The sequence below is a fragment of the Clostridium chromiireducens genome (assembly GCF_003575225.1).
Classification (GTDB): Bacteria; Bacillota; Clostridia; order Clostridiales; family Clostridiaceae; genus Clostridium; species Clostridium chromiireducens.
Window position 1 is genome coordinate 276,970 of the sequence record NZ_QXDJ01000004.1, and the last position, 15,507, is coordinate 292,476.

The 15,507-nt window shown below is 29.0% G+C and carries 17 protein-coding genes and 4 pseudogenes; 8 read left to right on the forward strand and 13 right to left on the reverse strand.

Going from position 1 to position 15,507, the window contains the following annotated elements:
• Window positions 1-55: 55 nt before the first annotated feature.
• Both D2A34_RS17100 and D2A34_RS17105 read right to left on the reverse strand, forming a co-directional pair.
• Window positions 56-658 (reverse strand): DUF2971 domain-containing protein, encoded by a 603-nt coding sequence (locus D2A34_RS17100; RefSeq protein WP_119367391.1) that lies wholly within the window; start codon window positions 656-658, stop codon window positions 56-58.
• 327 nt (window positions 659-985) lie between these two features.
• Window positions 986-1,555 carry a hypothetical protein gene (locus tag D2A34_RS17105; RefSeq protein WP_119367392.1) on the reverse strand — a complete coding sequence of 190 codons (570 nt, stop codon included), beginning with the start codon at window positions 1,553-1,555 and terminating at the stop codon, window positions 986-988.
• 415 nt (window positions 1,556-1,970) lie between these two features.
• Between D2A34_RS17105 and D2A34_RS17110 the strand changes: the two are divergent.
• The 5 genes and pseudogenes from D2A34_RS17110 (at window position 1,971) to D2A34_RS17130 (ending at window position 5,287) form a co-directional block, all read left to right on the forward strand.
• A pseudogene (locus tag D2A34_RS17110) lies at window positions 1,971-2,548 on the forward strand (hypothetical protein).
• Between the two features lie 70 nt (window positions 2,549-2,618).
• Entirely contained in the window at window positions 2,619-2,807 is a 189-nt protein-coding gene (locus D2A34_RS17115) for a YvrJ family protein (RefSeq protein ID WP_119367393.1), read from the forward strand.
• Window positions 2,808-3,143: 336 nt separating this feature from the next.
• Window positions 3,144-3,842 carry a hypothetical protein gene (locus D2A34_RS17120; RefSeq protein ID WP_147357747.1) on the forward strand — a complete coding sequence of 233 codons (699 nt, stop codon included), beginning with the start codon at window positions 3,144-3,146 and terminating at the stop codon, window positions 3,840-3,842.
• 284 nt (window positions 3,843-4,126) lie between these two features.
• Window positions 4,127-4,672, forward strand: coding sequence for a YcxB family protein (locus D2A34_RS17125; protein ID WP_079440250.1), 546 nt, complete (start codon window positions 4,127-4,129; stop codon window positions 4,670-4,672).
• A gap of 105 nt (window positions 4,673-4,777) precedes the next feature.
• Entirely contained in the window at window positions 4,778-5,287 is a 510-nt protein-coding gene (locus D2A34_RS17130) for a YfbM family protein (protein ID WP_182629407.1), read from the forward strand.
• Window positions 5,288-5,661: 374 nt separating this feature from the next.
• Here D2A34_RS17130 and D2A34_RS17135 read toward each other — a convergent pair whose 3' ends face one another.
• The 10 genes from D2A34_RS17135 to D2A34_RS17185 all read right to left on the reverse strand — a co-directional run bounded on the left by D2A34_RS17135 (window position 5,662) and on the right by D2A34_RS17185 (window position 12,669).
• Complete coding sequence (locus tag D2A34_RS17135; protein WP_079440252.1) at window positions 5,662-6,369, reverse strand: SDR family NAD(P)-dependent oxidoreductase; 708 nt, start codon at window positions 6,367-6,369, stop codon at window positions 5,662-5,664.
• 637 nt (window positions 6,370-7,006) lie between these two features.
• Window positions 7,007-7,525: an HTH domain-containing protein gene (locus D2A34_RS17145; protein WP_079440254.1), complete on the reverse strand. Its 519-nt coding sequence runs from the start codon at window positions 7,523-7,525 to the stop codon at window positions 7,007-7,009.
• A gap of 34 nt (window positions 7,526-7,559) precedes the next feature.
• Window positions 7,560-8,096 carry a GNAT family N-acetyltransferase gene (locus D2A34_RS17150; protein WP_119367397.1) on the reverse strand — a complete coding sequence of 179 codons (537 nt, stop codon included), beginning with the start codon at window positions 8,094-8,096 and terminating at the stop codon, window positions 7,560-7,562.
• 139 nt (window positions 8,097-8,235) lie between these two features.
• On the reverse strand, window positions 8,236-8,721 hold the full coding sequence (locus tag D2A34_RS17155) for a GNAT family N-acetyltransferase (protein ID WP_119367398.1): 486 nt from the start codon (window positions 8,719-8,721) through the stop codon (window positions 8,236-8,238).
• 150 nt (window positions 8,722-8,871) lie between these two features.
• Window positions 8,872-9,390, reverse strand: coding sequence for a P-loop NTPase family protein (locus tag D2A34_RS17160; RefSeq protein WP_119367399.1), 519 nt, complete (start codon window positions 9,388-9,390; stop codon window positions 8,872-8,874).
• A 97-nt stretch (window positions 9,391-9,487) separates the two neighbouring features.
• Window positions 9,488-10,213: a metallophosphoesterase family protein gene (locus D2A34_RS17165; protein WP_119367400.1), complete on the reverse strand. Its 726-nt coding sequence runs from the start codon at window positions 10,211-10,213 to the stop codon at window positions 9,488-9,490.
• Between the two features lie 101 nt (window positions 10,214-10,314).
• Window positions 10,315-11,220 carry a hypothetical protein gene (locus D2A34_RS17170; RefSeq protein WP_079440259.1) on the reverse strand — a complete coding sequence of 302 codons (906 nt, stop codon included), beginning with the start codon at window positions 11,218-11,220 and terminating at the stop codon, window positions 10,315-10,317.
• Window positions 11,221-11,367: 147 nt separating this feature from the next.
• Window positions 11,368-11,829 carry a GNAT family N-acetyltransferase gene (locus tag D2A34_RS17175; RefSeq protein ID WP_079440260.1) on the reverse strand — a complete coding sequence of 154 codons (462 nt, stop codon included), beginning with the start codon at window positions 11,827-11,829 and terminating at the stop codon, window positions 11,368-11,370.
• A gap of 88 nt (window positions 11,830-11,917) precedes the next feature.
• A complete protein-coding gene (locus D2A34_RS17180) occupies window positions 11,918-12,343 on the reverse strand; it encodes a hypothetical protein (RefSeq protein WP_079440261.1) in 426 nt (141 codons plus the stop codon).
• Between the two features lie 146 nt (window positions 12,344-12,489).
• Window positions 12,490-12,669: a hypothetical protein gene (locus D2A34_RS17185; protein WP_079440264.1), complete on the reverse strand. Its 180-nt coding sequence runs from the start codon at window positions 12,667-12,669 to the stop codon at window positions 12,490-12,492.
• A 336-nt stretch (window positions 12,670-13,005) separates the two neighbouring features.
• Here D2A34_RS17185 and D2A34_RS17190 point away from each other — a divergent pair.
• The 3 genes and pseudogenes from D2A34_RS17190 (at window position 13,006) to D2A34_RS17200 (ending at window position 14,448) form a co-directional block, all read left to right on the forward strand.
• Window positions 13,006-13,778: pseudogene (locus D2A34_RS17190) on the forward strand (IS5 family transposase).
• Between the two features lie 30 nt (window positions 13,779-13,808).
• Window positions 13,809-14,219: pseudogene (locus D2A34_RS27275) on the forward strand (hypothetical protein); the annotation flags it as partial.
• A 91-nt stretch (window positions 14,220-14,310) separates the two neighbouring features.
• On the forward strand, window positions 14,311-14,448 hold the full coding sequence (locus D2A34_RS17200; protein WP_119367401.1) for a YvrJ family protein: 138 nt from the start codon (window positions 14,311-14,313) through the stop codon (window positions 14,446-14,448).
• Window positions 14,449-14,898: 450 nt separating this feature from the next.
• Here D2A34_RS17200 and tnpA read toward each other — a convergent pair.
• Window positions 14,899-15,371, reverse strand: a pseudogene (tnpA, locus tag D2A34_RS17205) (IS200/IS605 family transposase).
• Window positions 15,372-15,507: the final 136 nt, after the last annotated feature.

Consider the following 15,507-nt stretch of genomic DNA (forward strand, 5'->3'; position numbering starts at 1 on the left):
CTATAGTTGTTTATAAATGCTTGGACCATTTTAAATCGCTTTAATGTAAGAAGTCCTAATAGAATAAATCTGCCAAATTAATAATAGTCCGTACATCATTAATTAAATCTATTCCTTCATTTTTACAATCTTCTATTATTTTCTTAAATCCACCGCTACTTGGAACAATTATACTTACATCACTCAATTCGAATTCCAATTCATCTGGAACTCTCCATTCTCTTTCATGGGACCAGTCAATTATTTTATTTTCATCACCGAGATTAAGATTAACAATTTTCCACCATTGATCTTTAGGCAAATATTTTTTTGCCTCTTCTGTTTTGTCATAGATTACAGGTCTTCCTTGATTCTTATAAACGAATGTCTTTTTAAATAATAATCCGCAACCCACATATCTTATTTTCTTTGATTTTTCTTCTTCTCTTAATTTTTGTTCAAAGTAAATGTTCTGCGTCAGTGAATATAAAGGACTTTCTTGAAAACATACTGCTTTTTTATCACCAACAACAAATCCACTTTCTGTAGAACTACCTATTAACTTTTTTTCTTTAAGAATTTTAATTTCACCATTTTCATATGGTTTTGTTAAATGAATGAGATGTGTTGTTATATCATTTCTTTCAGCTATTCTTTTTTCCCATTCTTTCAAGTCCATTTTAATCCCATCTCCTAAATCTTTTTATGCTACAAATTCTACCATAATATTGTTATTTAATCTATAATTTGTATTTATTAACTATTAATAAGTTCATAATATACTGTTTCTGAATCATTAATCTTACTTATACAATATCATTTTCATATAATTTAGGCTTACTTAAAAATTAATATTATATAGAAAAAGAAAAATCCAGTTAAGATGATTTCTAATTATCCTAACTGGTTCTTTAAAACACTTTATAAGTAATATATTCTTTCATGCCACTTATTGCAATATTTATTATTCTACAGCATAAATTAGACTTAAAGCTTAATTATGTTATCAAATCCTATTAGCCACATCAATCAAACTCTGCTTGTCAACCGGTTGCAAAGGTTGATAGTCTATCTCAGTTATCTTTCCCTTACTTAAATCCCAATAAGCTACTGTCTTAATATTTACTGGTAAAGTTCCTACTACTATAAATTCATTAATCAATCCTTTGAGTACTCTAACCTCATCTCTCATATTGCTTGGTTGGCTAAAGGTAATAATAATGATTTTATTATTTTTATCATCCCATCCGCCTTCTATTGGTATATTTATTCCCTTATGATTAGTAGTAATAAAACTTTTATCTATAGTTACCGTAATCTTAAAATATTGGATTTCATTAAAAGGGTCCTGGTATTGTGACATAGCAAGTGAAACTACCCTTTGAAGCATATCTTTAGCAATTGTAAAAGAAAATGGCTTATGCAAATATATCTGCACCGGCTTCAAATTCTTCTGGTCTAAAGTATCCCTAATAACTCCCATAGCTTCAGAAATCGATCTTGCATAAGCGCGATTTCCAGATGTAACATAATTAAAGTATTCTCTAAAAAAGGTATATAGTGATTTTAAAGTCATCCTAACACCTTGATGAATTACTAACACTATTAGTTATATTAGTTACGCAACTAAATTAGAATTAATTTCATTTCTAACCATTTTACAACACACTCCAAACTTTATTTGCAGCTTAAAAATTATTAGCTGCTATTATGGATATATGTTTTTATTATAAGAATCATATAAAAATAATTATATATTTTATAAAAGAATACCTTGGCCCCGCATAATCACAGCATATTCTGAAGAATATCTATGGTACTATGGCTTAGAATATATATTCTACTATTCTTCGGAATATATATTGTTCAGAATATTTATGTATATATTCTTCTATGGTAATATTCTTCACAATATTTATTCTCTACCATATTAGAATACGCTCCATCTAAACATATATCCTAAGTAAGAATACTGAAAAGGAGAACTAATTATGGCCAAAAGAAAAAAATCCGAACCACCTAAAAATGATTTTGCGGCTGAAGAAGAACTTGATGTTTGCGGCTTTACGTCCGAGCCGGTAGTAGCTGGAGAATGTATTTCATCATTTTCATTTGATGATGATTCTATAAATGAGTGGTACCTATAGCTAATAAGCACATTGTAAATAACATTGATATAATCTCTAAACCTATTAATGATATTGATCTTAATGTTTCATCTGAACCAAACGAAAGCCTACAAGCCAATGCATCTTCAGATAATATAGAAATATCTACAAATAAAAATACATCAGACAATTTAAAAAACCAAAGCAATAAAATTACAACTAATAAAAGTAACACCTTAGAAGATAATAGAAAAACACCTATAGCAAATGGAATGGCTCCACCAATTAATGGAGAATTCTTGGATGTTAAAAGAACTTATATGCTTAGAGCCTCTACTGTCAGAAAAGTTAATGAACTTAAAAGCATTCATCCTGACTTAAATACTTATGTCAGTACCATTGTTGATTTGGCTATAGCCTATTACTACGAGCATATAGTAAAAGAAGGTGGTAAACAATAAACACTATTTTTTATATCCACCCTGTTAAATATAAGTGTTAACCATATATCTCTAACAGGAGGTGATAATCATGGAAATTAATGAATTAATTAGTCTTATAGCTAATAATGGTTTTGCTATAGCAGTAGCTGCATATTTGCTAATTCGCTTAGAAAAACAAATTGGAAGCTTATTAAACTCAATTAATAAACTTAATACCATAATATCAACAAAACTTGGAGTTGTTATTGATAATGATAATTCTAATAAAGTTGCTTAAAAAACGGCGATAGACATTCTGGTTAATGTTTATCGCCCTTCCTTTTGCCTGTTGGCTAATCTACATGATTTAATTATATTAACTAGGGCTCCCATTTATAGAACCACGAATAGTTATTTATTTTATTTAAAACCTCAAATTCCCATAATAGACTTTTTTTGATATAATTATTTATGTAAATTTAATAGATTGTCTACATAGCCATAAGATTAATATTATATCTATTTCAAATACAATTCTAAAATTACAAGTACATATACAAAAACGATAATGAAGTTAAATACGTAGATAGAGGTGAATTAATTGAACTCCGCTCAGAAAAAATTTAGAAAAGAAATGGACAAAGGTTTAAAGAACCTTAAAAAGAACAATGAAGAAGCTTATTATAAATACTTAGCTCAAAACCATCTAGATGATCCAAGACAAAGACAGAAATATGAAGCAAAAGAAAAAATCACAAATGTCTTTAGAAAGATATTTTCAATAATTGTTCCAATTATTATCATAGGCGCTATTGCTCCATTTGCATATGGTAAAATTCTAAACTTAGGTAATAAACCTAGCAATATAGAATTAAGCAGCAGTAATGGTATAGGTAATGTAGCTGTTTCACCTGTCCAAAACAAACAAAAAGAAATCGTAGATTCATTAAATACAATTAGGCCTTATTTAGATAATATTTCAAATGATATAAAAAAGAGAAATGATGATGTTCAGCAAATTAATAATAAGAAAATAACGATAAATGACTACATCAAAAGCATACAAGCCCACGATGAACTTGTAAAAGAGAATATGGCTGACATCTCAAATATAACTGTTTCTTCAGAGTTAAGTACCTATGTTAATCAATTAAACGAAGGATATAAATTACTCTGTGATGGGTATGAAAATGAATCGATTTACCTAAAAACAAATCAACAAAAGTATAAGAAATCAGCTGATGACAGCTATAAACTTTCTAACGAAAAATTAAGTAATAGCAATGCTGAGCTTTCAAAAGTATTAGATAGCAACAATATTAAGCATCAATAACTCATGGGATATAATTTTATAATGATTTTGAATATGATAAAGGTGAAGTGTGTAGAATAATATAACTAATACTATAGAAATATAAAATACTTTTAATTAATTGTAACAATAAAAAAGTGATCTTCGAAAATTTAATAATGTGTCATACAGATTTCCAAGGAATCTTCAATGAATTTCCAAGTAATAAATCTCAGATAATTGTAGAATATTAGTATAAAAGAGATTAAAATTCATGCAGGCTTTTTAATTGAAGCTGGTTAATAAACACTCTGGAGGGTGGAATTATGAACAAGGAAATCTTAGTAGAAGTAACAAACACTGTAACATACGATATATATAAAGAATTCTTTTTATTTAGTTCTTTTAGAGGAAAATCATATAAGCGAAAAATTTTAATATTTTATGTGATTCTATTCGTAGGTATGTCAGCATCTTTATACACTGGTATTATATTTGGATATGATTTTATAAGTATAGTTCTATCCATTATACTTATTATTGCAGGAATCTTAATATCTTACCTTGTAATATTGGCACCTAAAGTTTATTATAAGTCTGCTAAAAGTTTAGTAGAAAATCTGACGATATATAGATTTACTTCAGAATATCTGGATGTTGAGCTTAAGGCTGAGTTAACAAATGGCAAATCAGAAATTGCATACAATTCATTTTACAAGATATATGAAACAGATAGTTATCTCTATCTATATATTAGTATTTCACAAGCACATATAGTTCCTAAAAAAGATATTCCAATAAATGTGATGGAACAGCTAAGGACAATTTTCAAGTCTACGTTAGGCAAAAGTTACTACAACTACTGTAAGTAAGTGGCGTAGTAATGATTTTATAAACACGATTAAATAATTATTCAAAATAATATATTTTTTTATATGCCTTATAAGTTTATTTATATTAGCAGGAGGATTTATTTTATGGGACTTTTGGGTCGGTATATGATGATTAATGCGCAAACTCTTGAGGAATTAGTTACATTAGAAAACGATGATTTAATTGAAAAAATTGAAGAGCTTAATCAAGACATGGAGAATCAAGAATATGATATTGATAAACTGTGGGATGGTCTACATTTTCTACTGACTGGTGTGTCAGCAAGCCAGCCAATTGAAGGAAATAGGTTGAGTGAAGCAATAGTTGGGGTTAACGTCTTGAATAGTGATGACGAAAATGTAGATTTTGTTGCGTATACAAAATTTGAAGATTTATCTGAAATCATAACCTCCTTAAAAAGTATAGATATTAGCAAATTAAAAAAGCTCTTCGACTTATCAAAATTTAGGAAAGCAAGAATCTATCCCGATATTTGGCGGGATACTGACAAAGAAGAATTATTTGATGAATTAGTCCATGGGTACAAAAATCTTCTTAATTTCTATGAAAAGGCCTTTAATAAGAAAGTTCATGTTATAGTAAGTATTTATTAGGATTTATCAGTATATGAATAACTTGTCATATGATGCTTTATATTCCTAAGCTATACATAAGTAAAAGAAATATAGCATTATTCATATTGAATTTGTTATATTTCTTTTGCTGCGCCATCTATAAGATTATAAAATAATTCTATTTCTAAATGATCTGAATTTATGCTGAGTTATGGCATTTATAAATAATAATTAAATTTTGAAAAGTAACCATTTGCAGCCTTATCAATACCTAATTTAAAAAAATATCGAGAAATAAGTAAAGTAATATATTACTTCTTATATTTTTGTGGATAACACTTTTATAAATAAATTATAACTCTTTGTTCGTCTAAAAATAATGTTGTGAAATAATAATATCAAATATACAATCATTACCATAACCAATCTCTTTCATATGGCTCAGTAAATGTACCTTTTTTATTTATATTATCGCCTTCAATCCATTTGAATATCTTTCTAGCAGATTCATATGCACTTGAATTCGCATCAGATGAACCTGATTGTGTTTTAACTTTTCCTGGATGAATTGAAATAACATCTATGTTGTATGATTTAAGTTCTTCTTTCAAGCAAATACTCAACATATTTTGAGACGCTTTAGCAATGCGATAAGAATATGAAAAATTTCGATCCTCAAATTCTCCTGATGCCATTGCACTTAATGATCCTAATCTTGATGTAATATTAACTATTTTGGGCTTTTTAGACTTTTTCAAAAAATCTAATGTCGCTTGAGTGCTTCTAATAATTGCAATACAATGAATATCAAATAAAGACTTCATTTCTATTGATGTTACATCTTCAATTTTATACGCATTTCCTGGAACACCTGCATTATTAATTAATAAATCAAGATGATTTACGGTTTTAGATAAAGTATTTTTTATAATATTAATGCATTTATCATCTGTTAAATCTGTTACAATTGGAGTAAAGTTATTTTTAAATTCTTTATTCAATTCTTCTGCATCTTCTTGTTTTCTCACAACAGAAAAAACATTATAATTATTTGCATAATAAACTTCTATCAATTCTTTACCAATACCTCTTGCTCCACCAGTAATTAATACATTTTTCATAACTTAATTCTCCTTATCAATTTGCACCTTTGCTACATAATAATTTATTGTTGCGACACACTTTAAAAATATCGCGTAATATGTTAGGATAAAAAACATAAAGACATTTTGATTATTTCAAACTATCTTTATGTCCTAAAACATAAGGAAAAGAAATAATAAATGGAAGTATACATATAAATCCTACTAGCATTTGCATTGGAAAGTAGAAGTAGATTCTTTTATGGTAATAAGCATTAATAGATAGAATTGATAATAAATATCCCAAAATTGTATAAGCACAAATCTTTTTCATGTGATTACGTTTGGTGATAAACCCTAGCATAGTACCAATTAAACTAATAAGCAATAGTATATAAACCTCAAAAATTGTACTATGCCACAATGAAACACCTGCTGATAATTGGCTTAAGTCATGTAAAAAAGACATATAAAAAAATATAATTATACTCATTAATAAGTTTCCTATAAATAGACTTGATTTACTGATACGAGTTAGTAATGACTTAAAATAGTTATTTATAATAACCACACCTTTCTCTATTCATATAATAAATAAGACTTTATTTTTAATAACTATCTTGCTTGAATTTATTCCACAATAATCTACTATTATATTTTATAAGAAGGTAATGAATTAATTTAATTGCTTTTTACATAAATAATGCAAAAATAGACTTGCTACTGCTAACTTATATTTTTTCTCACAGGGAACAGAATTAGTATCATTCATAAAACTTTGCAAATCTCCTAGCTCAAGTCCTGAATATATAGCTAAGGTTTCATAGCTAATTTCAAACTCACCTATTAGCACATCTATTACTCCTTTAACTCGGTCATCTTTATTAACCATCGCTATCCCTTCAGATAGCATAAAAATCATGTTGCATAAATGCGAAGGGTTCGGAACATTGGAATTTTTCAAATTCTCTTCATTATTCTCACCAGAATTTACGATATTTGTGAAAAAATCATATAATTTATTTTTTCCATCCATATAATCTTTCAACCAAACATAATCGACTCCTATCATCTTGCTTAAAGATTTCAGTTCAATTTTATAGTTTTCAAGCAAATTTTCTATCTCTTTTCTTATAACATCTTCAGTTTGATTGAAGTTTGTAGAAACGATAGTCTTAATTGAATTAATTTCCATCATAGTCTCCTTTAATAATATTTATAGTTTATTCTTATTTTGAACGCAAATAATAGTGTTCTCCTTCAGATACCTTGCCTTCACAGAAATCATTTTTTATTAATGTATTCCGTCTTTCAACAGCTTGAGGTATTGCCTTAGTTGCAATCATATCAACCTCAAACAAATCAAAAAAGTTCTCGTCACAAACATTAAATATTTCGTTTAAGTAATCTACATTTTCGTATTCAGAAGAAACATCAACTCGGAGTATTCCTGTTTTGATTTTATATTTACCAACATAACCAAACATTTCTACTGTTCCAATAGCTTTAGATAGTGATTTATCTATAATTGCAAAGCGTATAAATTCTTGTTGAGAATATGCATAAAGCCAAGCTTTAATGCATTGCAACATATCCTCAATTGCGTAAATACAGAAATCACCTGTACACCTATCAGAGTTAAAAATTTTTTGTGCCTTACTATCAGAATAACATCTAAGTAGACCTTCGGAATCTTCTTCCGAAACGAGTCTTAAAATAAAACTTTCTGTTTCAAAAGTGGGGCATATTTCGTATGGGTCCTTCATAAAAATCCTCCTCATCATATATATAATATTAATTTTCTTCGCTTCACAATAATTTACAGTGGTGAAATAACTCCAGATTATAATTTATATACTTTTATACTACACCTCTGCAAATTGTTATTTATCGTTAAGCGAATTTTTATATATGCCATACATATAGTGCCATTTTATAATTATTTTCTGAATTCTTCATACCTGCATATATAAAACCTTCATTTTCATATAACATCCTCAATTTATTTCTTTGCAAATTGCAATCTAATCTTAGTGAATTGATACCATTTTTTAATGATAATTTTTTTGCAAAATTAATAAGTTCTTCTGAAATACCTTTGCCTGCAAATTCTCTCTTAACAGCTAATTTATGTATATATAGTGACTTTCCTTGTGGAATTTCAGACCAATATTTTAGATCCAAATCAGTTATCGCTATACATGCTGCTGGCACCCCATTCTGATAATTAATATAAAAATCATTAACCTGATAATATTTTGATAGATAATTCCACTTTATACTGTCCTCATTCCATTGATTCTGTAATTTATTTTTTTTCATCCAAATTACCGCATCTAGCAGAATCCCCTCAACCGTGAGAATATCATTTTCATCTGCCTGCTTTATCATAAACTATCCTCCACAAATTCTTCATGATTAATAAATCCCTCTTACTTTCAAATTACCATTGGTCTGCTGATTTATACATAATCCTTTCAGTATAAATTAAAATCTAATAATTAACTGAATATCGAACCAGTAACAAATTTAAAAATTAAACTAACTGCCACATTTCCTTTTGTATGTACTATAACAAAAATCTATGGCGTCACGTCCATTAGTAAATCGCTTATACCTTACGCCACATTGTAGTAATTCGAGCATTAACATTTTCTTTTCATTATTAAATTCAAAATGCCATTTTATATTCATCCATAAAAATCTTAATGTTGGCTTGGTATTATAGGATTCTTTTCCTATTCTCTGCCGAATCCATCTCCTTAAAATTCTATACAATCTTAGTAAGGAATTTGTATCTAAAAAAATTATATATTCACTATAGTCGTAACGCTTTTTTAAAAGTTTTCTTGGTGAACCTTCAATTACCCAATTGTCACTTGCCAATATATTGATAAACATATTTTCTATTTCATCCTCTGGACGCCTAACATCACCTTTAATTTTTCTCATCCAGACTATATTATCTTGTTCATAACAAGGAATATTAAATTTTTCGGCAATCCTGTGTGCTAATGTAGTCTTACCACTCCCAACAGCGCCAATAATGTCTATCTTCAAAATATCACCTCCAATTAGCAAATAAAAAGTTTACACTTCATAATTTTTTACTCATACGTCTTATAAGAATAATGTTACAGATTAACAATTGTGTATATTACATAGAAGCATTTAATATAATGCTTTTATATTCATTCAGTAGTGGAAATTTATTGTCAATTGCTATTTTAATAATCTCACCTACAGGATAACTAATTCTTCTATTTACTAAATTAACTCTACCTTCAACAAAATCTAAAACTCCATAGGATATTCTATTATCACCATCAAGTGAATTACCTATACTTCCCACATTAAATATCATTTTACCATCTACTTCACCAATAAAAGAAGTATGGGAGTGCCCGCTTAAAATAAGTTGTTCTTCTACACCTTTTATTGCTTTCTTGATTTCTTCTTCTGAAACACTGCTATCTAATGCTTCAACTATGGATTTAGGTGTTCCATGAACACAAAGTATGCTAATTCCATTTAAATTAATTGAACACTCTAATGGTAATTCTTTAAGAAATACTATTTGTTCTTCTTTCAACTTATCCTTTGCATATTTATAGTATAAATTTAGTTCATATTCTCTTCTTGTTGAAGGTATCCAAACATCTGTAATTTCTTCAAGCCATAAATCTGTATTTCCTTTAATCCATGCTATAATTTCTAAATCCTTATCTTTTAGCATTTCAAGTGACTTCAAAGGCATAGGCCCCTTCATTATAATATCTCCTAAAATGATAACTTTTTTAATACCTAAACTTTTCAAATCATTTATTGCATATTCTAATGCTATTCCATTACCGTGAATATCAGATAAAACTGCCACCTTCATAAAATTTCTCCTTAATTTATATATTTAGTTTCTTCGTAATAATTTACTGTTGCGACACACTTTAAGAAAATTATGAATTAACTAAGCGATAAATTGGAAATTTAACTGTGTAGTGCTTTAATATATCGTATATTTTTTATAATCAAATCTGATTTCCACCAATTCTTGCTAATGTTCCATTGTTCAGGATAATCTGTCCATGACCATGTAATACCCCATGTACCATCTAATTCTTGAGTATTTAAAATAAATTCACATTCATAATCGCATATTACTTTATTCTCCATATAGAAATCGCTTGTTTTAGTATCTATGAATAAAGATGGTTTACATACATAATCAACTGTCCACTTTGATGTGTCATATGTTATAACATGTTGAATCTGTTCGTGTAGTAAAGTACTGAATTCATCTATATCCAAAAGATTGTTAATTGAACATTCTTTTATATACTCATATAATTCAACAAAGCAAGAAACAGTGTGCATAGATTCCATAGGAAAATTCACCTTAAAATAACTGTATGCTTCTTTAGCAAGGACACAAGCCAATTCAAAAAGTTTGCTATTTTTATCTGCAAATTTCAATATAAAACCAATAAAACATGCTGTAGGATTATATGATGTTTCCTGATAAGGTTCGAAATTCCACCAAGGTGCATGAGGATAATCATTGTTAGTAGCTACTGCATTTGACCATGTATGTCCATCAAAATCCTTTCCTGAGGACAAATAACTCAATACTCCTTGTATAATTGGGTGATTTTTATCCTTCAGATTTATCTCTTTAATGATTTCCGTGGCAACCCACGTTTGCACTGGAGATGAATTAGGATTCCAACAATCTGGCTCAAGTGCATTTCCAAAGCCTCCATCCTCATTTTGGTATGCAATTAATGCTGTCAGAACATCTTCGTTGCTCCCGTTTTCAAACAGGTATTTCCATCTTGCTATATCAAGTGGTCTAGCATTCTTATAAATAAAGTTCCTAGATTGTTCATAATACATAATCAAACCTCCATTTAATTTTAATGATAAATAACTATTTATCTGTTAGTTAAATAGTAATCATTTCTTCACAATAATTTACAATGGTGAAATAACTCCAGATTATAATTCATATACTTTTTATACTACACCTCTGCAAATTGGAATTTATCTAACTTTTTCAATTTTACTTATTTCAAAACCATTATCCAAATAAAGCTTTAAAGCCTTCTCATTCCATTTTGCAACATGAAGAATTATTGGCTTATCGTTTTTATTTCTAATATGTTTAATTGACCAAAGCAAAAGCTTCTTTCCAACACCCTTATTTTGATAACTTTTATTAACTATTAAATCATCTATCTCATTTCCATAGCAGGCAACTGAACCTATCACTGTATTATCATTCCACAGAACATAGATGTTTTTCTTTTTATCATCTAATTTTTCAATTCCTGAATAAAAATTATATGGTTCTATCTCTAAGGCTTTTCTCATATCAAAGAAACATTGATTATATACTTTTTCATATTGAGGATAAAATTCATCTTTAAATACTTCTAACTTTATATCTGTTTCTTGAACAGCTTTACTCGTAAACTGCATCTCATATGCTATTATTTCCATCATCTTTTCTCCCCTACAAATTATAATTTATCTGCTAACTTATAAATAATCTTTACCCCACCGTCTAGAATGTTGCGGCATAAATTTAACATTAATTTTGGCTTCTCTTTGATTTTATAGCGAAAATAACTAAATTAATTAACACAATAAAGAGAAATAAATCCAAAAAAATGTGATAAGTATCTTTTATTAAAAATTGACTTGAAGGCGATATTATATGATGCGTTTCCTTAAAAAAACTATTGTAGCTTTCTATTCTTTTCTGAGATTTAAAATACATTGAATATTGAATTAAGCACCAAAAAGAAACAAAAGATAATAGTATATATTTACCTATTTTATCTTTCACGATAAATATAATAAAGCAGATTACAAAAATTACCCACCATATAATATCTATAGGCTCATCCCTGATAGCCGACTCAACAAGATAGAAATTTCCGATTTTCATCCCAAGAATATCAAGTGTGAACCAAAAAAATAATACCGATACTAAAATATTTGTTGTTTTTTTCATATAAGACTCCTTTATTTTAATATTATAAATGTCCAATAAAATGCATTAGCCTTTAGATCTGTTCCTGGCATTTCTTTCGAACAAACTAGACATTTTATAATTTTACTCACATCATACAAAAGAATATATTATCAATACTTTAAAATTTAATCCCTTTTACTCTTTTCTAATTGATTTAGAATATCATCTAACTTTTTATCCATTTGTTTATTTCTATTTAGAAACTTCTTTATCTCTTTTATACCTTTGATTATTCCAATTACCATTGCAGCTATTATTGCAAAATTAATCCAATTCATAACTAGTGTCATATAATTAATTTCCATGCACTACTTCCTCACATTCTGTAATCATAAAATCTTACTATTCCAAACATTGCCATACACTTATTATATTATAATTGTATTTTTTTACAAGTTTTTCATATATCTATATTAATACCATTACCTAATAAGCCAATACTTTTAAAATGATGATATTAATATACTTAAAGTAAAAGAAAATCTACGTTTTAACTAACCGCATTTAATCAAGTTTTTATATCTCCTATATTCCTTTCAGCTTGAAGCAATTAATATCTTTTGATTAGGGCGTGTCTGAAAACAAAAATTTGCACAAAATCTAAGTTTTAGATAAAATAAAAGAAAAACTTAGAGGTAACTATTATGGTACAAAAGCGTTATGAAATATCTGATGAACAATGGAATCAAATAAAAGATCAATTTCCAATAGCAAAAACCGGACGTCCTCCAATTGATAATAGGATTATGCTCAATGCAATCTTATGGATCTCACGAAGCGGAGCCGCATGGCGTGACTTACCAGAACGCTTTGGTTCATTGAAAACCGTATATAGCCGTTTTTGCAAGTGGCGTGGTGACGGTACTTTATTATCCCTTTTTAAGGAATTAAATTCCGAAGCAGATTATGAAAATCTAAGCATTGATTCCACTTACATAAAAGCTCACCAGCATAGTGCAGGTGCTAAAAAAGGGCTATAAATCACGAAACAAAACAGCATATTGGACTAAGCCATGGTGGACATACAACAAAAATCCATGCAATTGTCGATGGTATTGGTAATCCAGTCTATTTTCAATTGTCTTCTGTTAACTTACATGACAGTACGCTTGCCGTGGATGTTCTTTCAAATATTGATATAACTGGTAGCAATGTTTTAGGTGATAAAGCCTATGGCACAAAGGAAATCAGAGAATACATTGATTAAAAAGAAGCTTTCTATACAATTCCACCTAAATCAAATGCAAAGAATCCATGGCCTTGTGACTGGTGGACTTATAAGGAACGCCATTTAGTTGAATGTTTCTTTAATAAAATCAAGCATTTCCGCAGAATTTCAACTCGCTATGACAAGTTTGCGTCTTCTTTTCTTGCTTTTGTTTATGTTGCGTCTATTTTTGTTTTGTCAAAATAGTATAGGCGATATTGTTTTCAGACATGCCCTAGCGAAGCCCCTATAGCTGGTGACTGCATATCTTTCTTCTCTTTTGATGATGATTCTGATACTGATATTAAAGAAGATCCAAAAACTAATACTCAATTTAATACTACTTCAACTGATAACAGCAACCTTGAAAATATCAACATCAATTCTATTTCAATAAAAAATGCTTTAAGCTCTACTAAAGAACTATTTGATAACAGAAAAACTCCTCTTCCTAATGGTGCTGCACCTGCTATTGGCGGAGAGACTCCAAATATTAAAAGAAGCTACACCCTTAGAAGTTCTACTATAAGAAAAATAAATGAATTTAAAAGTATACATCCAGATATTAATGTATGCGTCAGTACTATAGTTGATTTTGCCATAGACCATTATCACAACTACATTGTAAATGAAGGTGGGGCTCAATAATTAACCTGCTCTCTTACTTTCAACTAATTATTTTTTCTTAAAATAAAATCTTCTATTTTCTCTCATATATCCTTTATAGGAGGTGATTAATATGGAGATAAGTGAATTAATGAACCTTATGGTTAACAATGACTTTCCTGTAGCAGTTTCAGCATATTTACTGATACGCTTAGAGAAACAAATAGTTAGCTTATCAAGTTCCATTAACAAGTTAAATACCATCATATGAGCAAAACTTGGAGTTGCTCTAGATGTAGATTCTAGTGATGATTCTCATAAAGTGGCATGAGTAAAAAGGCGATAAACATTATTTTTATGTTTATCGCCTTTTAAAAATTTCTTATAGATTAATTCTAAAACTAAGTAGTTTAATTTGAATTCAGATTATAAAGTTATACACTAGTTAAGAATATTGCAAATCATCTCAACAATGTATTGTATTTCGTCCTAATATTCTTTTATCTGATAGCTAGCAGCAGTAGCACCCCTCTTCTTCAAGTAGAACATAAGGCTGCTAGCTCCTGGACGAGGTGCCCCTTGAGGGCATAAGTTCAGTCAGGACCACCCGTAAAACGGGTGGCTTGCTCTGCGCCTATAAGGCTTTGTTACTGGCAGTGCTACTCGCACGTTGAACGGTTTGCCAACCGCATATTTTTACTGGCTGCACCTAAAAGGTGCTCTATTTTTTGCCTTTATTTACTGGCTCACCCGTAAACGGGTCAATATATTCTTTCAGACTCATTTGTTCATATGCTATATCCTCTTGAATTTGATTCTTTATATACTCTTCTATAATCTTTTTATTTCTTCCTACAGTATCAACATAATATCCTCTGCACCAAAACTGTCTATTGCCATACTTGTATTTTAGATTTGCATGTCTATCAAAAATCATCAATGAACTCTTACCTTTGAGATATCCCACGAATGCTGAAACACTTAATTTAGGTGGTATACTTACAAGCATGTGTATATGATCTTTACATGCATTTGCTTCTATAATTTCTACTCCTTTGTGATCACACAATTTCCTAAGTATTACTCCAATATCTGCTTTATCTTCCCATATATTATTTGTCTTCTAAACTTTGGTGCAAAAACTATGTGATATTTACAATTCCATTTGGTATGTGCTAAACTACTATTGTCCATTTCGGACACACCTCCTATGTATTTTAGTTGTGGTCGGCAAACCTACTACTATCTTACATTGGAGGTATTGTTTTTTCTACTCATAGCTAAAAGCTTTCCGGAACCACCGGTCTAACCGGTGGTATTCTAAATACAA